The organism is Psychroserpens sp. S379A (genome assembly GCF_049800755.1).
In the GTDB taxonomy this organism is placed as follows: domain Bacteria; phylum Bacteroidota; class Bacteroidia; order Flavobacteriales; family Flavobacteriaceae; genus Psychroserpens.
In genome coordinates this window covers 95,021-119,563 of sequence record NZ_JBNAFQ010000003.1, presented here as the reverse complement: position 1 = coordinate 119,563, position 24,543 = coordinate 95,021, and the positions used below count along the sequence as shown (strand labels likewise).

Here is a 24,543-nt window from a genome sequence, read left to right as displayed (position 1 = left end):
GAAAATATGGAAGAATTTCAAATAGAAACCGCTCAAAATGTAGGGATTCAACAAAATGTTGCTAATTTAGGAGATAGACTATTGGCTTACCTTATTGACACCTTAGTTATCGGACTTTATTTTTTTGCCATGATTATAATTATGATGTCTTTGGCACTTGATAATTCAGATCTTTGGGCATTATGGCTTTTAGTGTCATTACCAGCTTTTTTGTATTATGTCTTATTAGAAACCTTTTGGAATGGTCAAACCATTGGTAAATATACTATGAAGACTAGAGTTGTAAAATTAGATGGCTCAAAACCTAGTTTTGCAAATTATTTTGTACGTTGGATTCTTCGTATTGTAGATGTATCGTTAACAAGTGGTGGATTAGCAGTATTGTCGATATTGATTAGAGGTAATGGTCAACGTGTTGGAGATATAGCTGCAGGTACAACAGTGATTAGCGAAAAAGTAAAGTTAAGTGTTCATGATACCTTGTTAAAAGAGATTCCAAAAGATTATATTCCTACCTATAGTCAAGTGACGGTTTTTAAAGATGACGAAATGCAATTTATCAAAAATCTTTACGATGAAGCACGTGTTAAAGGTCAGCACAATATTATTTTATCGCTTTCTAATAAGATCACTAAAGTCATGGAGATTGAAACCACGCAAAAACCTATAGATTTTGTGGATACTGTTATTAAAGATTATAACTACTTCACACAAAACATGTAAGCAGAGAACCAAGTTTTTTGAAAAAAAAAACTTGTATGAATCGCTTATGCTGAGCGAAGTCGAAGCATCTCACAAAACGAAAGTCACTTATTCCGAACCAAGTTTTTTGAAAAAAAACTTGTGTGAATTGTCTTTAGATTTAACTTTTTATAAATTAAATAATTATTCATAATTGATGATGATCTACATTTGCAAAGTACATTTGTTATCTCTAGTTTAGACTCAGTATGTTTTTTCAAATTTTAGACATTTTAGGAACAGTAGCGTTTGCTATTTCTGGTGTGCTAATCGCACTTAATAAAAAGATGGATCCTTTTGGAGTACTTATCATTGCTTTTGTTACAGCAGTAGGAGGAGGTTCTTTGCGTGACGTACTAATTGGTATTCAACCTGTATTTTGGATGACTAATATGACTTATGTTTATGTCATATTTGGAGCAACAGTATTTGCAATAGTGTTAAAAAGCAAGCTTAGTTATTTGCGTAAATCTCTTTTTCTATTTGATACCATAGGTATAGGACTTTACACAGTTATTGGTATAGAAAAAGGCGTTATTGCTGGATTGCATCCTATTATTTGTATCGCTTTAGGTACAATTACAGCTTGTTTTGGAGGTGTGATTAGAGATATTTTATGTAATGAAATTCCTGTGATTTTTAGAAAGGAAATTTATGCAATTGCTTGTATTATTGGAGGTCTGACTTATTTTTTGCTTCGCGAATTTACGATTAATAACAATGTTGTTTTTATTATAGCTGGTATGATTGTTATCATCATACGTCTACTTGCTGTAAAGTTTAAAATTAGTTTGCCTAGCTTGTATAAAGAAAACTCCTAAGCTTCTATTGTTTATTTGATAAAGATGTATATTTAATTATCATAACAATTGAAGCTATTATAGTTATTGAAAAATAGGCTAATCCTACAAATAGAAGCGTTTGCGCTTCAGCATTAAAACTTGGAAATTCACGAACTTCTGAAAGCAACGCTATAATCATATAGAAGCAAGTTAAAATCATTATAGTAGGAATTATAATACCAATAACCTTGTTTTTGTAAATCATTTGTAAAATAATGATTACTAAGAGTACAATTGCAATATAATTGATGACTAAACCTGCAGACATCCAATAAAAAAGTACAGCAGCAATTAAAAGATATTCTGGAATGTTTAGAAAAATCTTTTTATTAAATGTCATGATAAATTATGGTTAGTTTGATAAAAAACGAATGAATTTGTTATTAATTGTATAGATTAGTTTTAATAAAAAACCGTTATCAAATCTTACAATCTGATAACGGTTTTTTATATTTAAAAATAGTTTACTTAGTTGAGGTTACAGGAAATCCTCTGTCTCTCATTAGTGCTTCAATTTTAGCATCACGACCTCTAAATAGTCTGTAAGCTTCAGCAGGATCCATAGCATTTCTAGGTGCGAATAAGTATTTTACTAATTTTTCAGCCACATCAGCATCGTAAAATCCTCCAGGAGCTTCTTTAAAAGCTTCCGAAGCATCACTCGTTAAAACATCTGCCCACATATAACCATAATAAGCAGTTGCATAGCCTTCACCAGAAAATACGTGTCCGAAGTGAGGTGTTCTATGACGCATAGGTAATTCTTTTGGCATGTTTAATTCAGCTAAAGTTTCGCGCTCAAATTTATCAATATCAATATTAGCTGGATCTGCTAAATGTAATTTCATATCCATTAGAGCAGATGCTAAATATTCAGTAGTTCCAAATCCTTGATTAAAGGTAGATGCTTTCTTAATTTTTTCAACCAATGCAGCAGGAATAGGCTCTCCAGTTTTATAATGCACTAAAAATTGATTGATAACTTCATCTGTAGACAACCAACGTTCTAGTAATTGTGATTGAAACTCAGTATAGTCTCTTACACCTCCATTAAGTGTTGGGTATTTTACATTACTCGAAAAGAAGTGTAATGCATGACCAAATTCGTGGAAGAAAGTAGTAGCATCATCCCAAGACACCAAAACAGCTTCACCAGGAGCTGGTTTTACAAAATTAGAATTATTAGAAGCAAGTACATTAGTTTCGCCTTCAAAAGAGGTGTAACTTCTGTACGTAGTTGCCCAAGCTCCAGAACGTTTTCCTTCTCTAGCATAAGGATCTAAATACCATAAGCCAATATGCTTATCTGAGTCTTTGTCTGTAACTTCCCAAACGTTTACATCTTCATGAAATACAGGAACTTTTCCTTTTTCAATAGGTGAGAATTTGTAATTAAATAAACGTCCAGCTACATAAAACATCGCTTCAGTTAATTTATCTAATTGTAAATATTGCTTTACTTCATCGCTATCTAAATCGTATTTCTTTTTACGAACTTTTTCAGCATAATACCTGTAATCCCAAGGCTCAATAGTAATCTTATCTCCAAGTTCGTTGGCAACCGCTTGCATGTCTTGAACTTCTTCAGCAACACGAGCAATTGCAGCAGGCCAAACCGCTTCCATAAGATTCATAGCATTTTCAGGAGTCTTAGCCATACGATCTTGTAAACGCCATTGCGCATAATTATCATAACCCATAAGTTCTACACGTTCTCTACGTAGTTTAAGTATTTTAGCAATGAGTTCATTATTATCGTATTCATCACCATTATCTCCACGAGAGTAGTAGTTTGTCCATACTTGTTTACGTAATTCACGCTCAGTAGAATAGGTTAAAAAAGGATCCATTGAAGAACGTGTATTGGTAATTGCATATTTACCATCTTGTCCTTTATCTGTTGCTATTTTAGCTGCCGATTTTATAAACCCTTCAGATAAGCCATCTAATTGATCTTTTGTTAAATAGGTCACATAATTTTCTTCATCGTGTAATACGTGGTCAGAAAAATCATTATAAAGACTAGATAATTCTTTGTTGATTGCAGCATAACGCTCTTTTTTAGCAGCATCTAAGTTGGCACCATTCATTTCAAAACTCTTATAAGTTAAATCAACAACACGTTGTGCTTCTGCTTCAAGAGGTGATTTTTGAGAGGCTTCATAAACGGTTTTAATGCGTTGAAACAAGGCTGCATTCTGAGATATTTTTGAGGAAAATTCAGATAATTTAGGTGCTAATTCGGCACGAATTTCTCTAAACTCTGGAGATGACATATTACTACTTAAAATTCCGTAATAGGTAAACACATTATTTAAAGTTTTACCAGCTGCTTCCATAGCAACAATAGTGTTTTCAAAGGTTGCTGGTTCTTCATTATTAGCAATAGCATCGATTTCGGCAAGGTTTAGTTCCATACCTGTTTCTACAGCTTCTTTAATATCTGCTGCATTCATTTTATCAAATGCAGGAACACCTTCGTAAGGACCAGTCCAATCCTGTAACAAAATATTGTCACTCATGGTTGTCGTTTCTTCTTTGTTTTCGGCTTTTTTTTCGTCTTCCTTGCAACTTGCAAATAGGACAATACTGCATAAAAGAGCAGCTTTAATCGATTTTGAAATCATTATGTTTGTTAAATTAGTTTTAGTGTGGCTCAAGATATTGAAAAATCCTTTTAATCTATGTAGAATTTATGTTAAAACAAGTAGAGTTATATTGAATTAATCTAGTATTTCTACACGTTTTATATAGACATTTTGTAAAGGCCAGTCGCCATCATCGGTTTCAACTTTAGCAATTTTGTCGCAAACGTCAAGACCTCTAATTACTTTTCCGAAGATGGTATAATCGCCATCCAGTTGATAGACATCTCTTAAAGTGATAAAAAACTCATAAGGAGAGGCTAGTTTATGCGGATTATCAATTTCGCTACTTGGCATAGAAATAACGCCTCTATCATGTTTAAATCCTCGTTTAGTATCTGTTGGTAATAAGTATTTGCCAATGGCTTTTCGTTTGCGCATTACTTTTCTGTCGTCTGTACTGCCAGCTTGTACGATGTAGTTTTCGATAACACGATAAAATTGTGTGTTAGTAAAATAACCTTGCTTTGTTAAGTAGATAAAGTTAGCGCGATGGAATTTAGTTTCATTAAACAATAAAATATCGATATTACCAAAATCGGTTACAATACGAACTTTATTTTCTTTGTGTTTTTTTTCATACTGAAGAAAAAACTCCATCGCATTTTTTTCGGTTAGTAATGGAAATTCACGATTTTGAGTATTTGGTATAGAGTCTTTTGAAGCTATAACTTCTTTTTTTTGAGTGACTGTTAATGAATCTGAAGCTGATACGTTTGTATTCTTATGAGATTGCTTATCTTCACAATTCATAATACAGATGCAACATATAATAAAAAAAAGTCTGGTCATTTTAAGATGGATTTCAATATATTTTTAAAATCGATATCAAAAATAAAAAATCTAGAACTTCCTGGAGAAGTCTCTCAGATTAAAATGTCTCCACCTTATCGTTTGGAGTTGATGGAACGTAATAAAGTTTTGATGAAATCTGCAAAACAAGCAGCTGTTTTATCGTTGTTTTATCCAAATAAAAACAACGAAACGCATCTTATTTTAATTTTAAGAAAAACCTATAAAGGTGTGCATTCGGCTCAAGTAGGATTTCCTGGAGGAAAAGTTGAACACTCAGATCGTAATTTGCAAACCACAGCGCTTCGTGAAACTCATGAAGAAGTTGGAGTGCCAGAACATCAAGTTCAGGTTTTAAAACAAATGACTCCAATGTATATTCCTCCAAGTAATTTTACAGTGCATCCTTTTTTTGGTGTTTCTGAGTCTACACCAGATTTTATAAAACAAGACGAAGAAGTGGAAGGTCTTATAGAAGTTGCGCTTTCTCATTTTTTAGATGACGCTTCGGTAATAAGCACTTCAGTTAAAACTTCTTATAAAATTGATGTTCAGGTTCCTGCTTTTAAACTTAATGACCATGTGGTTTGGGGAGCAACAGCCATGATGTTGAGTGAAGTGAAAGACTTGTTAAAAAAGGTGTTGTAATTAAGAGATTTTGTAGATTTGCTTTTCCGCTTAATAACTAACACTTAATGGGATTATTTAAGAAAAACCCTTTTGGGCATATACTTTTTGTAAAAAAATGGCTGATAAGAATCCTCGGATTATTTACACATCGAAGATTTAGAGGCTTTAATGAACTGCAAATTGAAGGTTCAGATATTATTAAAAACCTACCTGAAACAAATGTGCTTTTTATTTCTAATCATCAAACTTATTTTGCTGATGTTATTGCGATGTTTCATGTGTTTAATGCAAGTCTTAGTGGTCGATTAGATAATATTAAAAATGTTGGTTATTTATGGAATCCTAAATTAAACATGTACTATGTTGCAGCAAAGGAAACCATGAAATCAGGATTGCTTCCTAAAATATTTGCCTATACTGGATCAATAAGTATTGAACGTACTTGGCGTTCAAAAGGTCAAGATGTGAACAGACAGGTTAAAATGAGTGACATTACTAGTATAAAAAAAGCGCTAGATGATGGTTGGGTAGTGACCTTTCCGCAAGGAACAACAACACCATTTAAACCAATTAGAAAAGGAACTGCACATATCATAAAACAATACAAACCTGTTGTGGTTCCTATTGTGATTGATGGTTTTAGACGATCGTTTGATAAAAAAGGATTGCGTGTTAAAAAGAAAAATGTATATCAAACATTTGAGGTAAAAGAACCGCTTCAAATCGATTATGACAATGAAAGTATTGCAGAAATTGTTGAAAAGATTGAATATGCCATCGAGCAGCATCCTTCATTTTTAAAAGTGATTCCGCAAGAAGAATTAGAAGAACAAGAGCGTCTTAATAAACTTCGTGATTGGTAAAAAAAAACATCAATCAATCAATCAATCGATTTTGTGTCTTCAGAATGTTGTGAATTCGTCATATTTGATGATGTAGTACAAAGTGAATTGAACATACACATCAATCCGATAAAAATAAAAAACGGAGACCAATCAAAAACGATAGATAAGAACGTCAGTATTAAACCTGTTATAAATGAAGAGTTTTCAGGATGTTTAAGTTCATCTTTATGAACAGGAGAAAAATTAAATGCTATAACTTTTTCTTCAATAAGAATAGTATTGTGAAATAATTGAACTGTTATCAAACCTGTTGAAAACGATTGCTTTGAGGTAATGAAAAAAGCTTCTTTTTTACCAGATATTTCTATATTAAATCTATGTTTTCTTTTAGGTAAAGATAGTTTTTTAGATACTTGAATGTCATTCACTGTTATAGTTTCAATTCCCATCCAAGTTACATGGTAACGAATGGTATGTTGGTCAATATTAAAATGAACGCAATTCATTATTAAACTTCTAGCTTTTTTAATTCGTGATAGTTTCTATTCAAACGCTTTAAAAGAATGCCATAAATTAACCAATAGAACACTAGTAAAATGACAATAGTTACGGCTAAAGTAAAAACTGTAACCAAGGCAATACTTGCGTAATATTTTAACAATTCACCATTTGCTTTAGCAGTTTCAATTAGCGCTTTAGAGTCTTCATTTTGATCAAGTGCATATGGCATCATGTAAGCTGTTCCAATTACAAGTATTAACAAATTAAAAAAGACATACTGTTTCACTGTTCGTCTTGTTTTTAAAATGTTTTCCATTAAAACTTTGGCATTGTCTGTAGTATTAATGGTCTTATAATTCATATAAAACCTGTAAAAGAAATAGGCTAAAATTCCGTAGGAGAAAATAGTGATAGCTATAAAGCCAAAATTCTTTTCTATACCATCAACTTCTAGGCTAAATCCTGAGGCTTTTAAACCAAAAGAGATGCATAGCCAAAATACAAATTCTATGAGGCTTATTATAAAAATCCATTTAACAATTGATGACGACTTCCTTAATATCATATTGTAAATTTCATTATATGATAACTTAGGATAGGATTTATCTTTGTTTTGCCAGTCTTTCTTTAATAATTCTAATTCATCCATAATGTTACGGATTTAATATTGTTTTTAATTTCTTTTTAACCCTATTCATTTTCACACGAGCATTCACTTCAGTAATACCAAGGGTTTCACTTATTTCACTGTAATTTTTATCTTCGAGATATAAAAACACTAAGGCTTTTTCAATATCATTTAATTGATGTACAGCCTTATATAATAGCTTTAATTGTTGTTCTTCTGTATCATCATAAGCTTCAGATTTAATTTTAAACTGAACACTTTCAAACTCCTGAGTTTTGATGCTACGTTTTGATTTTCGGTAGAGTGTAATTGCAGTATTTAAACCAACACGATACATCCAAGTACTAAACTTAGCATCTCCTCGAAACTTAGGATAAGCTTTCCATAACTGTATAGTGATTTCTTGAAACAAATCATTGTGCGCATCTTGATTATTGGTGTATAATCTACAGACTTTATGTACAATGTTTTGATGCTTTTCAAGTAATTCAACAAAACTATGTTCGAGTGCTTTATCCAAATTTTTATCGGTTAGTTACTTATATGTAGTATTCGCTTTTAAAATGTTACAAATAGAACAAAGTAATATTCCAAAAATAAGATTTTAGGTGTTCAAAATCGTATCTTTGTTATGGTAATTTTTAATCAAAATTATGAATATTCCAGAATCTACTTTGCCTCGAGTTGTTGTTATAGGAGGTGGGTTTGCAGGTGTTCAACTTGTAAAGACATTAGCCAATAAAAACCTTCAAATTGTTTTAATAGATAAACACAACTATCACACATTCCAACCTCTATTATACCAAGTTTCTAGTTCGGGATTAGAACCAGATTCTATTGCTTATCCACTTCGAAAGATTATAAAAAAGCACAAAACCTCTTTTTTTAGGTTGGCAGAAGTCCATCAAATTTTACCTAATCAAAAGCGTATACAAACATCAATTGGAGACCTTAGCTATGATTACCTAGTAATTGCTACTGGAACAAAAACAAACTTCTTTGGTAATACTACAATAGAAGCACATAGCATGCCTATGAAAAGCGTTCCTCAAGCTTTAAATATTAGGAGTTTAATTCTTCAAAACTTTGAAAAAGCTGCCATAGCTAATTCGAAAGAAGAACGTGAAGCATTTTTAAACTTTATTATTGTTGGAGGAGGACCAACTGGTGTAGAATTAGCTGGAGCTATAGCAGAGCTTAAAAATAATATCCTTCCTAGAGATTATAGAGATTTGAATACTCAAGACATGAATATTCATTTACTTGAAGGTGCTCAAAGAGTGTTGCCACCAATGAGTGAGCATGCATCTAAAAAAGCAGAAAAATTTTTAACAGACTTAGGCGTTAAGGTACACTGTAATACGTTTGTCGAAAATTACGACGGAAGACAAGTGACCACAAATACAAAGCTCAAGTTTAGTTCTGAAACTCTAATTTGGGCTGCAGGTGTAACAGGAGCTCCAATTCTAGGCTTAGATGCAAATACACTGCTAAAAAGAACCAACCGTTACAAAGTCAATAGGTTCAATCAAATTGATGGTTACGACTCAATTTTTGCTTTAGGAGATATTGCGTCTATGTCAACAGAAGCCTATCCTAATGGTCATCCGCAAGTGGCACAACCTGCAATTCAACAAGGTCGATTGTTGGGCAAAAATCTTTTAAAGCTTATTAATAATCAGCCAATGAAACCTTTTGTTTATAACGACAAAGGTTCTATGGCAACCATCGGAAGAAACAAAGCGGTTGTAGATTTAAAGCACTTTAAATTTGGTGGTTTTTTTGCATGGTTCATCTGGATGTTTATTCATCTAATGTCTTTAGTCGGATTTAGAAATAGAGTCATTGTGTTTTTTAATTGGACCTATAACTATATCAATTTCGACAAAGCAGCACGTTTAATTATTCGTCCGTTTAAAAAGTGATTTTTGGGCGTTTCAAACCTACACTTATGTTTCGGTTTGTCAGGCTTTCCGTTAAATCTTTTTGTTTTGCCACCTTGAGCGTAGTCTAAAGGTCTTTTCTAAAACAAAAAGGATATCACTTCAATCCTTAACGCGAATTAGAATTTTGCTTTAAAATTCCAATAACAATACAAAATTGTGCTAACGCGTAGGTGCTCATGATGAGTAGTGAACTCAATTGAAAAGATTGATAAAACTTGTCTAAAGCTAAGATACTATCAGAAACCATAAATAGAATTGCACCTAACAATACCCAATTATAACTTGCGATATTGTTCTGTTTCTCTCTTAAAAACGCAGAAGTAGACATACTCAGTATAACAATCATATACACGATTACTGGAATTAATAAATCACCTAAACCATCTTTCAGTATATAGAATAAGAAAGCAGCATAAAAAAGCATTAAGCCAATAAAACCTAAAGAGTTTTTAGAGCTGTCTCTGTGTTTTAAAAATACTAAGACATACATTACATGTGCTAATAAAAAAGATGCTAAACCAACAATAAAATAGATAGGATTATAACCATCAAATAACAATGCTACATCACCAATTAGAGAAAAAACTAAAGCTAGAATAGTAAACGTCTTTATAAAACTGTTGAGTTGTTTGCTTTGGTTAAAGAAAAATAGGAGCAAGGAGATTACAATTAAAGGTTTTGTAAAATAATGTATTGTAGAAAAGTTGTTTACTTGTCCGCAGATTAATTCAACAATAACAATAATGATAAAAATCCAAGTAAATTGTTGTTCAGTTTTAGTAAGCATTAGGTCGTAGTTTTTGTAAAAATATGCAATTCGTCATTCAATATTAACAATTCGGTAAAATAGAATTCTTCAAAATTTAAAAAAGCTAGAAGTTTGAGGCATCAATTAAAAACGAACATATTATATAATCAACCATGAAACGATCAACGTTTATCATTTTTCTCTTAATCTCATCATTATCTTTTGCGCAAAGTACTATTAGCGGAAAAGTAACCGATAATAAAAATCAACCTATTATTGGAGCTAACGTTTATTTAGAAGGCACTTATGATGGTGCAACAACAAATGACATAGGAGAATTTTCGTTCGAAACCTCAGAAACAGGAACACAAGTACTTACCATTTCTTATTTGTCTTATGAAACCAAAACCATTGCTGGAGATGTGACAACACTTAGTAATCTTCAAATAAAACTTAGAGAAGATGTTAATACTTTAGATGCTGTAGTGATTTCGGCAGGAACGTTTGAAGCCAATGATAACAGTAAAGTCTCTGTTTTAAAACCTCTAGATGTAGTTACAACGGCAAGTGCTGTTGGTGACTTTGTAGGTGCTTTACAAACACTTCCAGGAACTTCTACTGTAGCCGAAGATGGTCGTTTATTCGTTAGAGGAGGAGATGCTAATGAAACACAAATCTTTATCGATGGTATTCGTGTGTTTACGCCTTATTCTCCAACGGCAAATAACATTCCAACACGTGGTCGATATTCACCATTTTTATTTGATGGCATTACTTTTTCAACAGGAGGTTATTCTGCCGAATTTGGTAATGCACTTTCAAGCGTATTGCTATTAAATACCATTGATGAACCAGATCAAGAAAAAACAGATATAGGTATTATGAGTGTTGGTGGAGCATTAGGTCATACCGAAAAATGGAAAAACACTTCACTTAGTGTTAATGCGGCATACATTAATTTGGCACCTTACATTGCTTTGTATCCAGATAGAAACGATTGGGAAAAACCTTATGAAGGTGCGCAAGGTGAAGCAGTTTTTCGTCAAAAATTTGATACTGGAATGCTTAAATTTTACGCAGCTTTCGATGCATCTAGTTTTGATTTAACCCAAGATGATATTAACGAACCAGATGGTGTACGTTTTAAACTAAAAAACAGAAATTTTTATGCCAATACTTCTTATCAAGGTATTTTAGGAAATAATTGGTCAGTTCAAACAGGGTTGAGTTATACCATTGCCAAAACAGATATTGGTATTAATGAGGCTTTAGATGTAGATGATAGTGAAAACTCAGTTCATGCTAAGCTTAAACTAAAAAAACGCTTTAGTAGCAGATTCAAATTAAGTTTTGGTTTAGAACATTTTACAACAGATTTTGATGAAGCGGTCAAGTCAAATGCATTTACTGGAAGTTATGGGTTTACCAATAATAATTCGGCAGCCTTTGCAGAATCTGACATCATCTTTAGTAAAGACCTAGCATTAAAAGTAGGAGTGAGAGCAGATAATTATGAATTGTCTAATGAGTTTAATGTGTCACCAAGAGTGTCTTTAGCTTATAAAACCTCTAAAAACGGACAACTATCTGTGGCTTATGGTGATTTTTATCAGAATGCTAATAACGGAATCTTAAAGTATAATTCTGAAGTTAAAACACAAAATACAAGGCACTACATTATGAATTATCAATATGTTAACGACGGAAAATTATTTAGAGCTGAACTCTATCGTAAAGATTATGATAATCTAGTGAAGTTTGATACAGACATAGAAAGTTTTGATTCTAATTTTAATAATTCTGGCTCAGGTTTTGCGCAAGGTCTAGATGTGTTTTGGAGAGATAATAAGAGTATCAAAAATACCGATTACTGGATTAGCTATTCGTATTTAGATACCGAACGTGACTATAGAAATTTTCCAAGGCAAGCACAACCTAGTTTTGCTAATACGCATAATTTTTCAGCTATTGCAAAATATTGGATTGACGATTGGAAGAGTCAAGTCGGTTTTGCATACTCATTTGCTTCTGGACGACCATATACCAATCCAAATACTAATGAATTTCTTGGAGAGAAAACCAAAAGCTTTAATAGTGTGAGTTTAAATTGGGCATATTTAATTAGTCCGCAAAAAATTCTATATGCTTCTGTGAATAATATCTTTGGCTTTAAAAACATTAATGGTTATCAGTATGCAAACACACCAGATATTAATGGAAATTTTGCTAGACGTTCTTTACAACCTGCTGCAGATCAATTTTTCTTTATAGGTTTCTTTTGGACCATAAGCGAAGATGGAGCTGATAATCAGTTAGATAATTTGTAAAACCATGACTCAAACTATCTGGTCTACATGATAATTATCATATTTTTTTGAGTTATATTGTAGTAACTTAATAGTATTAAATACTAGAGTTATGCAAGTCAAGAAAAACCCAGAGGTAGAAGTTGGCAGAAATAGTAGTCTCTATTTTGCTGTTGGCTTAAATTTGATGTTGTTAATCACTTACATTATGTTTGAACATAAAACGTATAAGAGTGATGTTGTTATAAGAGATATTGTTCAAGTGGATAATTTTGTTGAAGAAGATATTCCTATTGTAAATTTAAATGTACCACCACCTCCACCACCAGCATTAGTACCTGATGATATTAAAATTGTTGAGGATGAAGTTGAAGTAGAAGAAACGATTATTGAAAGTAGTGAAATTGGTCAAAATGAAGCGATTGAAGAATACGTGGTTAATGTTGAGGATGTCGAAGTAGAAGAAGTAGAAGAAGATATAGAAGTTCCCTTTGCTGTTATTGAAGATATACCTGTATTTCCTGGATGTGAAGGAGGTTCGAAAGAAGAAAAAATGGCTTGCTTTCAAGCTAAAATGTTAGAGCATGTTAGCAAAAATTTTAAATATCCTGAAAGAGCATTAGAATTAGAAATGCAAGGTAAAGTGTATGTGCTTTTTGTGATTGATAAAACAGGTCAAGTTACTAAAATTAGAAGTCGAGGGCCAGACAAACTCTTAGAGAAAGAAGCAGAGCGTATTATTAGTTTGCTGCCTAAAATGACACCAGGAAAACAACGAGGCAGACCAGTTAATATGCCTTATAGTATTCCAATTCATTTTAAATTTAAAGAGAGATAGTTTTATAATTAGAGCTGTGTTGGTGTGTGTTTATTTCCACTTGATATTGCAACCAATACTTGGTTTTTGAATAGTACTTATCGCATTATTATTTAGTACAGCATCTATGGCAGTTCGTAAATCTTCTCCAGTTACAGGAATTTCATTTCCAGGTCTAGAACTGTCTAGTTGTCCTCGATACACTAATTTTAAATCACTGTCAAACACATAAAAATCTGGAGTACAAGCAGCATCATAAGCCTTTGCAACGCTTTGCGTATCGTCATATAAATATGGAAATATAAAATCATTGTCTATAGCGTTTTGCTTCATTTTATCTGGAGCATCTTCAGGATAATTTTCAACATCATTACTTGAAATAGCAATGCATGTTATACCTTTTGAACTATAATCTTTTGCTAATTGTGATAATTCGGTATTAACGTGCTTTACAAACGGACAATGGTTGCAGATAAACATAATGATTGTTCCGTTCATTCCTTTTGCTGATTCTAACGAAACATATGTGTCATCAATGGTGTTTTTTAGATTAAAACTAGGTGCTTTTGTTCCTAACGGAAGCATATTTGAAGGTGTAAGTGCCATATTTTTTATACTTTTATATCATGGATAATATAATAACTTTCGAAGACTTCTCAAAAGTTGATTTACGTGTTGGAACTATCATTGAAATTAATGATTTTCCTGAAGCTCGTAATCCAGCTTATCAAATAACAATAGATTTTGGAGCATTAGGTATTAAAAAGTCATCTGCTCAAATTACTACGCTCTACAATAAAGAAGAATTACTAAACAGACAAATTGTAGCTGTAGTTAATTTTCCCAAAAAACAAATAGCTAAATTTATGAGCGAATGTTTAATTCTTGGAGCTGTTGATGGTAAAGATGTGATACTTTTAAATCCAGAACACCAAGTTAAAAATGGAAGTGTAGTATCGTAATACCTTTTCTCGTTTATGTGTTAGGTTATTGATTTGTAAAAAAGAAATTCAGTACTTGAAGTAGAGCTTTTTTTAAATTAACCATCTAACTATCTAACTATCTAACCATCTAATAATATCATATTTCCTTTCTAAAAAAGATAGCATTCATTAGCAATTTGTTAGTGCCATACCAAAAGGCTCTAAAATTCGTATTATCTGTAAACGAAATGACTTTTCCAGATCCAAAACGATTCATTTTAAACGGAACAGATAGAGCAAGACTATCTAAATTTTGTTTAGAGATATAACCACTTAGCAATGGCTTTTTTGTGTATTGCAACGGATTGTTATAACTCTGTTTATTTGGATTTAAAAATAGAGTATTGTTTTTAAACAAAGCAATACGATTATTTTTATAACCAAAATTTATAGGATGCGATCGATCTTGTTTGGCTTCAAAAATAGCACCACCAATGACTTGCGCACCTCTAAAGTTTCCTTTGCTTTCAAAGCTTATGTTTTTAGCAATGGTTTCTTTAGATTTAAATTCAAATTTTACAATTTCATTCCTGTTTAGCCATCGTAATGCACTTCTGTAAGCAATTAAAGTACCTCCATTTTGTAGCCATTCTTTTAAATGTTCAGAAGCGTCTTTTTCAAGCGAACCACTAGGCAATATAATTGTATTATAACGACTTAAATCTGTTCTGTCTAAGTTTCTTGTATCTAATTTGGTGATATGCATATCGTAACGTTGGTCGAATAGATGCCAGATTTCTCCAGCATCATAACTTCTAATACCATCACCTACAATTAACGCAACTTTTGGCTGTGTTAAAGCTCTAAATTGACTACTGCCTAAGTCAATACCATGAGTTAGTCCAGTGGATACAGCATCAATTTGAAGATGACTGTTTTTGGCTACATTTTGCAAAAAAGAATATAAAGCTTCTGCAGATTTATTCTGATTTTGAACAGGAATTAAAATGGTTCCGTAGTCATATGTTTTACCATTTATGCTAAACGGTTTCATACCAACTTTTGCTCTTAAACCACTACTAAGAATTGTATTTAGCGCTTTTGGAGCATAGTATTCGTGCCACTCCATAAGATAAGCATAATTGCTTTTAGCTGAAACAGCACCTGTTTTCATTTGTAAATTTTCTACTTTGTTTCCAGCAATTGAAGTCGATACATTGTCTTTATAATCTAAACCAAAAGCTAAAGGAAACGTCCATGCAGAGACATCGTAAAACAAGCTATCTTGAAATATGGTACGTTTTTCAAACATGGCATTGATGAGTCTTGTGTTTTTTTGATGCTTCGGAATAACATAACTGTATCCTGTTTTGAATTGCTTTCCATGAGTTTTAAAGTCATTTTTAAGTTCATAAAACTCAATTTGATGTCGTTTTAATACCTCAGCTAAATGAAAGGTTTTTGCAGCATCTTTTGCATCACCAAAAACAATGGCTTTACCAGTTTTTTTCTCAGCTTCAGTTCGCGCATTTTTATAAAAATCGTGTTGGTATTGCAAGATGTCTTTTCGCATAGATTTTGCCGCTTCAAGAGTAGATAAAGCTGCTGTAAATTGATTGCGAATGGTAAACGGAAAAGTTAATAAACCATTTGCAGTTTCTTGAATATGACCACGAGAACTACCTTGTTCAAATAAAATTCCAATGCTTCCGTTAATGTCTGGAAAGGTTGATCCTTTTCCGTAGTAAAAGTCATCAAAATTTTCTTCAGTATAGTATAAAGAGCCAATTTTATCTAACGCTTTGGCGTGATAATTTCCAATAGCCTTTGTGAGTTCTTGATTGAGTTTAGGTGTTAATGGATGTGTTCTAGAAGGAATGCCTGGTTGAAAAAAGAAAGTTGAATGAGTTCCCATTTCATGATGATCGGTTACAATGTTTGGCAACCATTTATGGAAACTCTTAATTCGAACTTTAGATTCTGGCAACTGAACAGGTAACCAATCTCTATTCATATCAAACCAATAATGATTGGTTCGTCCACCAGGCCAAACCTCGTCGTATTCACGATCGTTAGGATCTGGATTTAAGTTTTTGCTTTTATTGGTATTTGCCCAATATGCAAAACGTTGTAAGCCATCTGGATTATAACAAGGATCGAATAAAATAACCACATGGTCTAATAATGTTTTAACAGCATCGCTTTCTGCAGCAGCTAAATAATATGCAACGAGCAATGCAGCATTTGAGCCACTAGCTTCATTACCATGAATAGAAAATCCTTGGTAAACTAGTATTGGTCTATTGTCTGTGTTTGTTGAATTACTTTCGGTTGCAGCAATATGGTTGGTTCGAATAGTTTCAATATTTGAATGGTTTTTTGGAGCTGTTATGGTGAGCAGAGGTAAAGGTCTATCTTCAAAAGTAGTGCCTCTGTTTTCAATAGTAATTCTATCAGAAGTTTCTGCTAAAACTTGCATGTATTGTATGAGCTTATCATGTGTAATATGCCATTCGCCAACCTCATGACCAATAACAGATTTTGGTGTCGGAATTTTAGAGTTATAGCTTGTGTTTTGAGGAAGATAGTAGGATAAGTTAGTTTTTGTTTGTGCACTAATGCTGAAGCAACTAAGTATAATGACAAGTAAAATAAATCTCATAAAAAATAAAATAGAGGTTATAAGCGTATAAAAATAAAAAACCGCTACGGAATGTAACGGTTTAAGTTAGTTTTTAACAAAAGTGTTGATTAAATGTCTTCAAAATTGATATCAGTAAACTTGTCGGCAGAATCTGCATTGTTTAAAGCTTCGCCACCTTCAGCTACATCATCAGAAATTGTATTGTAATCTTCTTTTTTAAAATCTTTTTGGTGTCTTTCACTAATGACTTCATCACCTTTTTCGGCAATGATGTAATCTGTCATTTCTTTTAATATATCATTAAATTCATTAAAATCTTCTTTGTAGAGGTAGATTTTATGTTTTTTATAATGGAAAGATCCATCGTCATTTGTGAATTTTTTACTTTCGGTAATTGTTAAGTAGTAATCTCCAGCTTTGGTTGATCTTACATCAAAAAAGTAAGTTCGTCGTCCTGCTCTTAATACTTTTGAAAAAATTTCTTCTTTATCCATCATTCCGTAATCACTCATAGCTAAATTTTATTTTTTTGAGTTGTTATAGCTTCAAAAATCTAAAAAAAAAGTAAAGTAAACAACAAATACTTACAATTCTTTTGAGTTGAGTTGTTTTAGATAAAGTTCTTTGTAGTATCCATCAATATTAATGAGATGTTCGTGAGTTCCGCTTTGAACAATTTTTCCGTCATCAAGTACAATAATTTTATCTGCATTTTTAGCAGAAGACACACGATGACTTACAATAATTGTAGTTTTTCCTTGAGAGACTTTCTTTAAACTATTAAGAATTTTTTCTTCGGTTTCGGTATCAACAGCAGAAAGACAATCGTCAAACAGCATAATTTCAGGAGCTTTAATCAAAGCTCTAGCAATCGAAATTCGTTGTTTTTGTCCACCAGAAAGTGTAATGCCACGTTCGCCTAGTTTGGTTTTATAACCATTGGAAAATTTCTTGATGTTTTTATGTACATAAGCTAGTTTAGCAGCTTCAATGACTTCAGCTTCAGTAGCATCTTCTTTACCAAACATGATGTTATTTTCAATGGTATCTGAAAATAAAAAGGCATCTTGAGGCACATAACCAATACTATCTCTTAGACTGTATAAATTAACTTGATCTATTGAGTTTCCATCAATAGTAATACTACCATTTTGAATATCGTATAGTCTTCCAATTAAATCGAGAATGGTAGATTTTCCAGAGCCAGTTTTTCCTAATATGGCTAATGTTTCCCCTTTTTTAAGTGAAAATGATATTTTGCTTAATGCTGTAATATTAGTATCTGGATAAGTGAATGTTACGTCTTTAAAATCGATGTTCCCTTCAATTTGAGTTGGTTTTAAAGCGTTGTTTTTAATTTCAGGCTTTTGTCTTAAAAACTCATTAATACGTTTTTGTGAAGCTTCAGCTTGTTGTACCAAATTGGTCACCCAGCCAACAGTAGCTACTGGCCAAGTAAGCATATTTACATACATTAAAAATTCGGCAATGGTTCCAATGTCTTCTATTTCGCCATTTATATATTGCATGCCTCCAATGTAAGCCACTAAAATATTACTAATCCCGATGAGTAAAATCATTGACGGAAAAAACAGTGCTTGAACTTTGGTTAAGTCGATTTGTTTGGCTTTACTTTCTTCAGAAAGAGTATTAAAAGCGACATAGTTTTCATCTTCAATACCATATGCTTTAATTACTGAGATTCCACTAAACGATTCTTGAGTGTAAGTTGATAAGTTCGACAAATATTCTTGAACAATGGTACTTCTCTTGTTTATAACTGTGCTTAGTTTATATACAATATACGATAAGAATGGTAAAGGCAATATGGTATAGAGTGTTAGTTTAGGAGCAGCACTAAACATATAAATTAAAGCGACTATAAACAGTGTAATCATATTTATGGTATACATAATAGCTGGTCCTGTATACATTCTAACTTTAGTGACGTCTTCACTAATTCTGTTCATCAAATCTCCTGTTCTGTTAGATTTATAAAAGTTAAGAGACAAACGTTGGTATTGTTGATAGACTTCATTTTTTAGATCATATTCAATATAACGTGAAACATTAATAATGGTTTGACGCATTAAAAACGTAAGGATACCTGCAATGACAGCAGCTCCAATAAGGTAGATGATATTTGTTATTAATTCTTGTTTGAAGACTTCATTGCTTATTTCATTATTAAGTCCTTGAGAAATGATATTAATTGATTTCCCAACAAGTCTAGGCGTGAATACTGCAAATATTTTAGCACAAACGGTAATGATAACGCCTAAAAGTAAGCGGTATCTATATTTGTAAAAGTATTTATTGATGTGTTTTAATGCTTTCATTAAAAAAAAATGGAGCTCAAGTTGTTAACAGATGCATAATTTTACATCTATAATTTTGTTAATACTCTAATATTAATTTATTTTTGCTCGCTATTTTGAATAAACTACAAATTAGCCTTCAAATATAATCACATGACTTCAGAAATTATTAGTTCAAAAGAACTTCATAAAGTAGACCCAGTATTTGGGCAATTATCATTTGATAATCACGAGCAAATTGTTTTTTGCAACGACAAAGATACTGGTTTAAAAGCAATAATTGGTATTCATAACACAGTTTTAGGACCAGCACTTGGAGGTACTAGAATGTGGAGTTATAATAACGAATGGGAAGCGCTTAACGATGTGCTTAGGCTTTCTCGTGGCATGACTTTTAAATCGGCAATTACTGGATTAAATCTTGGTGGAGGAAAAGCCGTTATTATTGGAGATGCTAAAACGCAGAAGACACCAGAGTTGATGAAAAAATTTGGTGAATTTGTACATTCTTTAAATGGAAAATACATCACTGCAGAAGATGTTGGAATGACAACTGCTGATATGGATTTAGTTCGCGAAGTGACACCTTATGTTACTGGTATTTCAGAAAGTAAAGGAGGCGCAGGAAATCCGTCACCAATTACTGCTTATGGCGTTTTTATGGGAATGAAAGCAGCAGCTAAATTTAAATTTGGTAGTGATATTTTAGAAGATAAATCTGTATTTGTTCAAGGTATTGGGCATGTTGGAGAAGCTTTAGTTGAGCATTTAGCTAATGAAGGTGCTAAGGTTACAATTTCAGACATTAGTCAAGAACGTTTAGAAGCTGTAAAATCTAAGTACGATGTAACTATTTATCAAGGAGACGATATTTACTCTGAAGAAATGGATATTTACGCACCTTGTGCTTTAGGAGCTACGATTAATGATGATACAATTCCTAAACTAAAAGCTAAAATTATTGCTGGAGCAGCTAATAATCAATTAGCAAATGAAGATATACATGGCAAACAATTGCAAGAAAGAGGTATTGTTTATGCTCCTGATTTTTTAATTAATGCTGGTGGAATTATAAATGTTTATGCCGAATTAGAAAACTACGGTAAACAAGAAATTATTCGTAAAACGGAAAATATTTTTAACACTACTGAAGAGATTTTAATTAGAGCGAAAGCAAATAACGTAACAACCAATGTTGCTGCACTGCATATTGCAAACGAGCGTATTGAAACACGTAAGCGAGAGCAAAGCAAGTAATTGTTTTGCCCTCTTAAAATTATAGCATTTTTGCCAAACGTTATTTAACGTTACATCATAATTTCTTAACGATATTATTTAAAGTTCTTTACATGTTAAACAGAAGACATATTCGTATAAAAGTCATGCAAGCACTCTATGCTTTTAAAGGAGGAGAGAGCGAAAATTTAAATGTATGTGACAAATTTTTAAACGATAGTTTAAATAACATGTACGATTTATACCTTAGCATATTATCATTAATAATTGAGGTTCATAAAAAAGCAGAAGATAGGCAGAGCAAATCTCAAAAGAAGTTTTTAGCAACTCAGGAGGAAAAGCATCCAAATCAAAAATTTGTTAAGAATGAAGTTTTAGTGCAACTTAGCACTAATGAAGCACTAAACTCTGAATTAGAGCATCGTAAACTCAATCCTTGGTATTTAGATTTTGAATATGTAGACCTTATTTTTAAAGCCATAACAGAAAGTGATCTTTATAAAGCATATATGTCGACCTCTGTTTCAACATTTAAGGAAGATAAAGATTTTGTAATTTCAATTTTTGAAGATATTATTGCGCCAAATGATAAGCTTTATGATTATTATGAAGATAAAAAGCTCACATGGTTAGATGATATTCCAGTAGTGAATACTAGTATAATGAAGCTTTTGAAAAAAGTGAAGGCATCAACTACTGAGCAGCATTTTCTTCCAAAGTTATTTAAAGATGAAGACGATAGAGAATTTGGAATAGATTTACTAAACAAAACAATTTTAAATCAAGGAAGCTTTAATTCTGAAATAGCATCTAAAACCAAAAACTGGGATTCAGAACGAATCACTCAAATAGATACAATATTAATGCAAATGGCAATTTGCGAGTTTCAGAAGTTTCCATCGATACCAGTAAAAGTAACTATTAATGAGTATCTAGAAATCGCTAAAGAGTATTCTACACCAAAAAGTAGCAATTTTATTAATGGGATTTTAGATAAAATTGTGAAAGAATATAAAGCTGAAAACAAGTTCAATAAGGTAGGTAGAGGATTACTATAAAATCCTTTAAAAATCGAGTGTTAAGGTTTGTTTGTTCATCTAAAAAAATGCTAAAAAATTTTGATTCGATGAAATAATCACTACTTTTATCGCCTTAAATAAAAAATCATTTTTAAACGTTTAATTTAAAATTATAGCAATGAAAAAAGTAATATTAGGATTAAGTGCACTTTGTATGGTCGCTTTTACATCTTGTAAAGAAGAAAATGCAGCGAGTAAAATTAATTCAGATAATGTAGCTGCTGCTGCCGAAAGAGATGCAACTGCTGGAGATTTTCCAGTAATTACATTTGATGAAACTGAGCATGATTTTGGTACTATTGTAAATGGTACACCAGTTGAAACTAAATTTAAGTACACAAACACAGGAAAGTCTCCTTTAGTAGTGAGTAACATTAAAAGTACTTGTGGATGTACAGTACCTTCAGATTGGAATAAAGACCCAATTGCTCCAGGTGATTCTGCTGAGTTTACAGTAAAATTTAATGGTAAAGGAAGCAATCAGGTAACTAAAAGTATTACTTTAACAACAAATACTGAAAAAGGTTCAGAAGTTGTAAAGATTAAAGCTTTTGTTGAGCCAGATCCAAATGCTCCTGCTAAAGCAAAACCAGCAGTAAAAAAAGTTCAGTAAATTATAAAGCGTAAAAACCTATGATGGATTTACTACCTTTTGTAGCCATGTTTGCTGTAGTGTATTTTTTTATGATAGCGCCTCAAATGAAGCGTGCTAAACAAGAAAAAAAGTTTGCAGCAGAATTAAAACGTGGAGATAAGGTGATTACTAAAAGTGGCTTACACGGAAAAGTTATTGATTTAAATGATAAAGACAATAGCTGTGTCATTGAAACTATGGCTGGAAAGATAAAGTTTGAACGTTCTGCTATTTCTATGGAAATGAGTAAGAAGTTAAATACTCCAGCAACCACAAAATAAGGTTTTCAAATTATAAAGTAAAAAAGCTCCAAAATTTCTTTTGGAGCTTTTTTTATGCTTTATTTCTAGAAAGTGTTAAGTCTGTCTAACAATTTTTATACTTATCATGCAAACCAACACCATTTAGAATCATGGGAATTATTTTTTCTATTCTACTAAATTTAGTAGCTTCACGTTTAGCGTCTGCAATATGAGCACAATATTCACGTTGTTTTCCAGGAGTAAGCGCATCAAAACTTGCTTTTAAGTCTGAATTGGCTTTGAACACAGAGTTTAATTCATCAGGAATTTCAATAGCTTTGGTGTTGCGAGTAGGCTTAATTTCTTTACCTAATTTCTGATTTTCAATAGCTTCTTTTACATAAGCTAAGACTAGATTTTTGTCAATGTCTTCAATAGACTTAAAACGCATTTGTCTTAAGGCCTTAGTTTTGTTTTCTTGAGCGTTTACAAGTAAATTATGCTCGTCTTTGAGAAATACACCATTGAAAAACCAAATTCCGAAATGGTTTTTAAAAGCTCCAAGTCCAACCACATTTTTTCCGTTTAATGTATAAACAGGAGCACTCCATTTTAGAGTTTCTTCTAATTCGGTTTTAGTAATTATATCGCGTAATACTACTAAAGCTTCACCATAATGCGAATTACTTTCGATGTATTCTTCAACGGAATGAACTTTTTTCATTGTTTAAGAATTTAATGATTTAATTGCTGTCAATTCAGCAATTTTACAAATCACTTCAGTAGCTTTAATCATACTTTCAACAGGAACATATTCGTATCGTCCATGAAAATTATGTCCACCAGCAAAAATATTCGGACAAGGTAATCCCATATAACTGAGTTGAGAACCATCTGTTCCACCACGAATAGGTTTAATTAAAGGCTCAATGTTTAATTGTTTCATGGCTTCTTCTGCAATATCAACAATATGCATTACAGGTTCAACTTTTTCCTTCATATTGAAGTACTGGTCCTTAATTTCTAAAGTAATGACTTCTCGACCATATTCAGAATTGATATCATTGGCAACTTTGCTCAACATTTCTTTTCGAGCTTCAAAATGCGCCTTGTCATGATCGCGTATAATATATTGTAAGATTGTTTCGTCAACCTTACCATCGATATGATGTAAATGGAAAAACCCTTGATAACCTTCTGTATGTTCTGGTGTTTCAAGTCTTGGTAAACTATTAATAAAGGTCGTTGCGATGTACATTGAATTTACCATTTTTCCTTTAGCATAACCAGGATGTACGATTTTTCCTTTAATATGTACTTTGGCTCCAGCAGCATTGAAGTTTTCGTATTCTAATTCGCCAATCTGACTGCCATCCATTGTGTAAGCCCAATCAGCTCCAAATTTTTCAACATTAAAATGGTGTGCACCTCTTCCGATTTCTTCATCTGGAGTAAACCCAATTCTAATGTCTCCATGTTTGATTTCAGGATGCTGAATAAGGTATTCCATAGCAGAAACAATTTCAGTAATTCCTGCTTTATCATCAGCACCTAAAAGTGTGGTTCCGTCAGTAACGATTAATGTATTGCCTTTATATAGCAATAGGTCGTCAAAATAATCTGGAGAAAGCACAATGTTTTCAGCTTCATTTAATATAATATCTTTTCCGTCATAATTGTCAACAACACGTGGTTTTACATTGGCTCCAGTAAAATCTGGAGAGGTGTCAAAATGAGAGATAAAACCAATGGTTGGTACGTCGTGATCTACATTGCTTGGTAAGGTTGCCATGATATAGGCTTTGTCATCAATAGTCACATCACTTAAGCCAATGGCTTTAAGCTCTTCGGCTAATGCATTAGCTAAATCCCATTGTTTAGCAGTACTTGGTGTGGATTCGCTTTCAGGATCAGATTCTGTATCTACAGTAACATAACTTATAAATCTATTGATGAGGTGTTGCTTGTTTATCATTATGGAAGTTTTTTCAAAATTAAAAATTCAAATGGCATTTAGAAAGTATTA

Annotated in this window: 25 protein-coding genes; 12 read left to right on the top strand and 13 right to left on the bottom strand. The window is 32.3% G+C overall.

Features of this window, described 5'->3' with window-relative positions; all coding sequences use genetic code 11:
• Positions 1-6 precede the first annotated feature (6 nt).
• Complete coding sequence (locus tag ACP15M_RS09665; RefSeq protein ID WP_425077006.1) at positions 7-723, top strand: RDD family protein; 717 nt, start codon at positions 7-9, stop codon at positions 721-723.
• A gap of 227 nt (positions 724-950) precedes the next feature.
• Positions 951-1,562, top strand: a complete 612-nt coding sequence (locus ACP15M_RS09660) for a trimeric intracellular cation channel family protein (RefSeq protein WP_425077005.1) — start codon at positions 951-953, stop codon at positions 1,560-1,562.
• Between the two features lie 4 nt (positions 1,563-1,566).
• Here the strand turns inward: ACP15M_RS09660 and ACP15M_RS09655 are convergent, their stop codons facing one another.
• From ACP15M_RS09655 to ACP15M_RS09645, 3 genes are all read right to left on the bottom strand, one after another.
• Complete coding sequence (locus ACP15M_RS09655) at positions 1,567-1,923, bottom strand: hypothetical protein (protein ID WP_425077004.1); 357 nt, start codon at positions 1,921-1,923, stop codon at positions 1,567-1,569.
• Positions 1,924-2,047: 124 nt separating this feature from the next.
• On the bottom strand, positions 2,048-4,210 hold the full coding sequence (locus tag ACP15M_RS09650; RefSeq protein WP_425077003.1) for a M3 family metallopeptidase: 2,163 nt from the start codon (positions 4,208-4,210) through the stop codon (positions 2,048-2,050).
• Positions 4,211-4,306: 96 nt separating this feature from the next.
• On the bottom strand, positions 4,307-4,981 hold the full coding sequence (locus tag ACP15M_RS09645) for a peptidylprolyl isomerase (RefSeq protein ID WP_425077002.1): 675 nt from the start codon (positions 4,979-4,981) through the stop codon (positions 4,307-4,309).
• Between ACP15M_RS09645 and ACP15M_RS09640 the strand changes: the two genes are divergently transcribed.
• Both ACP15M_RS09640 and ACP15M_RS09635 read left to right on the top strand, forming a co-directional pair.
• Entirely contained in the window at positions 4,955-5,668 is a 714-nt protein-coding gene (locus ACP15M_RS09640; RefSeq protein WP_425077001.1) for an NUDIX hydrolase, read from the top strand. The genes ACP15M_RS09645 and ACP15M_RS09640 overlap by 27 nt on opposite strands.
• 47 nt (positions 5,669-5,715) lie before the next feature.
• Positions 5,716-6,513: a lysophospholipid acyltransferase family protein gene (locus ACP15M_RS09635; RefSeq protein ID WP_425077000.1), complete on the top strand. Its 798-nt coding sequence runs from the start codon at positions 5,716-5,718 to the stop codon at positions 6,511-6,513.
• Positions 6,514-6,530: 17 nt separating this feature from the next.
• On the opposite strand, the gene ACP15M_RS09630 is transcribed toward ACP15M_RS09635, so the two are convergent.
• Genes ACP15M_RS09630 through ACP15M_RS09620 form a run of 3 tightly spaced genes read right to left on the bottom strand, consistent with a single transcriptional unit; the run spans position 6,531 to position 8,144 of the window.
• Positions 6,531-7,001: a hypothetical protein gene (locus ACP15M_RS09630; protein WP_425076999.1), complete on the bottom strand. Its 471-nt coding sequence runs from the start codon at positions 6,999-7,001 to the stop codon at positions 6,531-6,533.
• 2 nt (positions 7,002-7,003) lie between these two features.
• Entirely contained in the window at positions 7,004-7,645 is a 642-nt protein-coding gene (locus tag ACP15M_RS09625; protein ID WP_425076998.1) for a hypothetical protein, read from the bottom strand.
• Between the two features lie 4 nt (positions 7,646-7,649).
• The gene (locus tag ACP15M_RS09620; protein WP_425076997.1) at positions 7,650-8,144 is read right to left on the bottom strand and encodes an RNA polymerase sigma factor; all 495 of its coding nucleotides are present in this window, start codon (positions 8,142-8,144) and stop codon (positions 7,650-7,652) included.
• 133 nt (positions 8,145-8,277) lie between these two features.
• Between ACP15M_RS09620 and ACP15M_RS09615 the strand changes: the two genes are divergently transcribed.
• Positions 8,278-9,549, top strand: coding sequence for an NAD(P)/FAD-dependent oxidoreductase (locus ACP15M_RS09615; RefSeq protein WP_425076996.1), 1,272 nt, complete (start codon positions 8,278-8,280; stop codon positions 9,547-9,549).
• 127 nt (positions 9,550-9,676) lie between these two features.
• On the opposite strand, the gene ACP15M_RS09610 is transcribed toward ACP15M_RS09615, so the two are convergent.
• Entirely contained in the window at positions 9,677-10,357 is a 681-nt protein-coding gene (locus ACP15M_RS09610) for a lysoplasmalogenase (RefSeq protein ID WP_425076995.1), read from the bottom strand.
• Between the two features lie 134 nt (positions 10,358-10,491).
• Here ACP15M_RS09610 and ACP15M_RS09605 point away from each other — a divergent pair, with 134 nt between their 5' ends.
• Positions 10,492-12,645, top strand: coding sequence for a TonB-dependent receptor (locus tag ACP15M_RS09605; RefSeq protein ID WP_425076994.1), 2,154 nt, complete (start codon positions 10,492-10,494; stop codon positions 12,643-12,645).
• 91 nt (positions 12,646-12,736) lie between these two features.
• Positions 12,737-13,462 (top strand): energy transducer TonB, encoded by a 726-nt coding sequence (locus tag ACP15M_RS09600; protein WP_425076993.1) that lies wholly within the window; start codon positions 12,737-12,739, stop codon positions 13,460-13,462.
• A gap of 30 nt (positions 13,463-13,492) precedes the next feature.
• Here the strand turns inward: ACP15M_RS09600 and ACP15M_RS09595 are convergent, their stop codons facing one another.
• Positions 13,493-14,047: a thioredoxin family protein gene (locus ACP15M_RS09595; protein ID WP_425076992.1), complete on the bottom strand. Its 555-nt coding sequence runs from the start codon at positions 14,045-14,047 to the stop codon at positions 13,493-13,495.
• Positions 14,048-14,067: 20 nt separating this feature from the next.
• On the opposite strand from ACP15M_RS09595, the gene ACP15M_RS09590 reads away from it, so the two are divergent.
• Positions 14,068-14,403 (top strand): tRNA-binding protein, encoded by a 336-nt coding sequence (locus ACP15M_RS09590; RefSeq protein ID WP_425076991.1) that lies wholly within the window; start codon positions 14,068-14,070, stop codon positions 14,401-14,403.
• Positions 14,404-14,521: 118 nt separating this feature from the next.
• Here ACP15M_RS09590 and ACP15M_RS09585 read toward each other — a convergent pair whose 3' ends face one another.
• From ACP15M_RS09585 to ACP15M_RS09575, 3 genes are all read right to left on the bottom strand, one after another.
• Positions 14,522-17,026, bottom strand: a complete 2,505-nt coding sequence (locus ACP15M_RS09585) for a M14 family metallopeptidase (protein WP_425076990.1) — start codon at positions 17,024-17,026, stop codon at positions 14,522-14,524.
• Positions 17,027-17,115: 89 nt separating this feature from the next.
• Entirely contained in the window at positions 17,116-17,520 is a 405-nt protein-coding gene (locus tag ACP15M_RS09580; protein WP_425076989.1) for a PUR family DNA/RNA-binding protein, read from the bottom strand.
• Between the two features lie 72 nt (positions 17,521-17,592).
• Positions 17,593-19,347 carry an ABC transporter ATP-binding protein gene (locus ACP15M_RS09575; RefSeq protein ID WP_425076988.1) on the bottom strand — a complete coding sequence of 585 codons (1,755 nt, stop codon included), beginning with the start codon at positions 19,345-19,347 and terminating at the stop codon, positions 17,593-17,595.
• A gap of 132 nt (positions 19,348-19,479) precedes the next feature.
• Here ACP15M_RS09575 and ACP15M_RS09570 point away from each other — a divergent pair, with 132 nt between their 5' ends.
• The 4 genes from ACP15M_RS09570 (at position 19,480) to yajC (ending at position 22,556) form a co-directional block, all read left to right on the top strand.
• Complete coding sequence (locus ACP15M_RS09570) at positions 19,480-20,583, top strand: Glu/Leu/Phe/Val family dehydrogenase (RefSeq protein ID WP_425076987.1); 1,104 nt, start codon at positions 19,480-19,482, stop codon at positions 20,581-20,583.
• A gap of 92 nt (positions 20,584-20,675) precedes the next feature.
• Positions 20,676-21,620, top strand: coding sequence for a transcription antitermination factor NusB (gene nusB, locus ACP15M_RS09565; protein WP_425076986.1), 945 nt, complete (start codon positions 20,676-20,678; stop codon positions 21,618-21,620).
• Positions 21,621-21,759: 139 nt separating this feature from the next.
• Entirely contained in the window at positions 21,760-22,254 is a 495-nt protein-coding gene (locus ACP15M_RS09560; RefSeq protein WP_425076985.1) for a DUF1573 domain-containing protein, read from the top strand.
• Positions 22,255-22,274: 20 nt separating this feature from the next.
• Positions 22,275-22,556 carry a preprotein translocase subunit YajC gene (gene yajC, locus ACP15M_RS09555; protein WP_425076984.1) on the top strand — a complete coding sequence of 94 codons (282 nt, stop codon included), beginning with the start codon at positions 22,275-22,277 and terminating at the stop codon, positions 22,554-22,556.
• 85 nt (positions 22,557-22,641) lie between these two features.
• Here the strand turns inward: yajC and ACP15M_RS09550 are convergent, their stop codons facing one another.
• Both ACP15M_RS09550 and pepT read right to left on the bottom strand, forming a co-directional pair.
• On the bottom strand, positions 22,642-23,241 hold the full coding sequence (locus ACP15M_RS09550; RefSeq protein WP_425076983.1) for a YdeI/OmpD-associated family protein: 600 nt from the start codon (positions 23,239-23,241) through the stop codon (positions 22,642-22,644).
• Between the two features lie 3 nt (positions 23,242-23,244).
• Complete coding sequence (pepT, locus tag ACP15M_RS09545) at positions 23,245-24,492, bottom strand: peptidase T (RefSeq protein ID WP_425076982.1); 1,248 nt, start codon at positions 24,490-24,492, stop codon at positions 23,245-23,247.
• Between the last annotated feature and the right edge of the window lie 51 nt (positions 24,493-24,543).

What these genes read in the sequence shown, in the direction of transcription:
- ACP15M_RS09665 (WP_425077006.1), top strand. Translation starts at nt 7, where the DNA reads ATGGAAGAATTTCAAATAGAAACCGCTCAAAATGTAGGGATTCAACAA.
- ACP15M_RS09660 (WP_425077005.1), top strand. Translation starts at nt 951, where the DNA reads ATGTTTTTTCAAATTTTAGACATTTTAGGAACAGTAGCGTTTGCTATT.
- ACP15M_RS09655 (WP_425077004.1), bottom strand. Translation starts at nt 1,923, where the DNA reads ATGACATTTAATAAAAAGATTTTTCTAAACATTCCAGAATATCTTTTA.
- ACP15M_RS09650 (WP_425077003.1), bottom strand. Translation starts at nt 4,210, where the DNA reads ATGATTTCAAAATCGATTAAAGCTGCTCTTTTATGCAGTATTGTCCTA.
- ACP15M_RS09640 (WP_425077001.1), top strand. Translation starts at nt 4,955, where the DNA reads ATGAGATTGCTTATCTTCACAATTCATAATACAGATGCAACATATAAT.
- ACP15M_RS09645 (WP_425077002.1), bottom strand. Translation starts at nt 4,981, where the DNA reads ATGAATTGTGAAGATAAGCAATCTCATAAGAATACAAACGTATCAGCT.
- ACP15M_RS09635 (WP_425077000.1), top strand. Translation starts at nt 5,716, where the DNA reads ATGGGATTATTTAAGAAAAACCCTTTTGGGCATATACTTTTTGTAAAA.
- ACP15M_RS09630 (WP_425076999.1), bottom strand. Translation starts at nt 7,001, where the DNA reads ATGAATTGCGTTCATTTTAATATTGACCAACATACCATTCGTTACCAT.
- ACP15M_RS09625 (WP_425076998.1), bottom strand. Translation starts at nt 7,645, where the DNA reads ATGGATGAATTAGAATTATTAAAGAAAGACTGGCAAAACAAAGATAAA.
- ACP15M_RS09615 (WP_425076996.1), top strand. Translation starts at nt 8,278, where the DNA reads ATGAATATTCCAGAATCTACTTTGCCTCGAGTTGTTGTTATAGGAGGT.
- ACP15M_RS09610 (WP_425076995.1), bottom strand. Translation starts at nt 10,357, where the DNA reads ATGCTTACTAAAACTGAACAACAATTTACTTGGATTTTTATCATTATT.
- ACP15M_RS09605 (WP_425076994.1), top strand. Translation starts at nt 10,492, where the DNA reads ATGAAACGATCAACGTTTATCATTTTTCTCTTAATCTCATCATTATCT.
- ACP15M_RS09600 (WP_425076993.1), top strand. Translation starts at nt 12,737, where the DNA reads ATGCAAGTCAAGAAAAACCCAGAGGTAGAAGTTGGCAGAAATAGTAGT.
- ACP15M_RS09595 (WP_425076992.1), bottom strand. Translation starts at nt 14,047, where the DNA reads ATGGCACTTACACCTTCAAATATGCTTCCGTTAGGAACAAAAGCACCT.
- ACP15M_RS09590 (WP_425076991.1), top strand. Translation starts at nt 14,068, where the DNA reads ATGGATAATATAATAACTTTCGAAGACTTCTCAAAAGTTGATTTACGT.
- ACP15M_RS09585 (WP_425076990.1), bottom strand. Translation starts at nt 17,026, where the DNA reads ATGAGATTTATTTTACTTGTCATTATACTTAGTTGCTTCAGCATTAGT.
- ACP15M_RS09580 (WP_425076989.1), bottom strand. Translation starts at nt 17,520, where the DNA reads ATGAGTGATTACGGAATGATGGATAAAGAAGAAATTTTTTCAAAAGTA.
- ACP15M_RS09575 (WP_425076988.1), bottom strand. Translation starts at nt 19,347, where the DNA reads ATGAAAGCATTAAAACACATCAATAAATACTTTTACAAATATAGATAC.
- ACP15M_RS09570 (WP_425076987.1), top strand. Translation starts at nt 19,480, where the DNA reads ATGACTTCAGAAATTATTAGTTCAAAAGAACTTCATAAAGTAGACCCA.
- nusB (WP_425076986.1), top strand. Translation starts at nt 20,676, where the DNA reads ATGTTAAACAGAAGACATATTCGTATAAAAGTCATGCAAGCACTCTAT.
- ACP15M_RS09560 (WP_425076985.1), top strand. Translation starts at nt 21,760, where the DNA reads ATGAAAAAAGTAATATTAGGATTAAGTGCACTTTGTATGGTCGCTTTT.
- yajC (WP_425076984.1), top strand. Translation starts at nt 22,275, where the DNA reads ATGATGGATTTACTACCTTTTGTAGCCATGTTTGCTGTAGTGTATTTT.
- ACP15M_RS09550 (WP_425076983.1), bottom strand. Translation starts at nt 23,241, where the DNA reads ATGAAAAAAGTTCATTCCGTTGAAGAATACATCGAAAGTAATTCGCAT.
- pepT (WP_425076982.1), bottom strand. Translation starts at nt 24,492, where the DNA reads ATGATAAACAAGCAACACCTCATCAATAGATTTATAAGTTATGTTACT.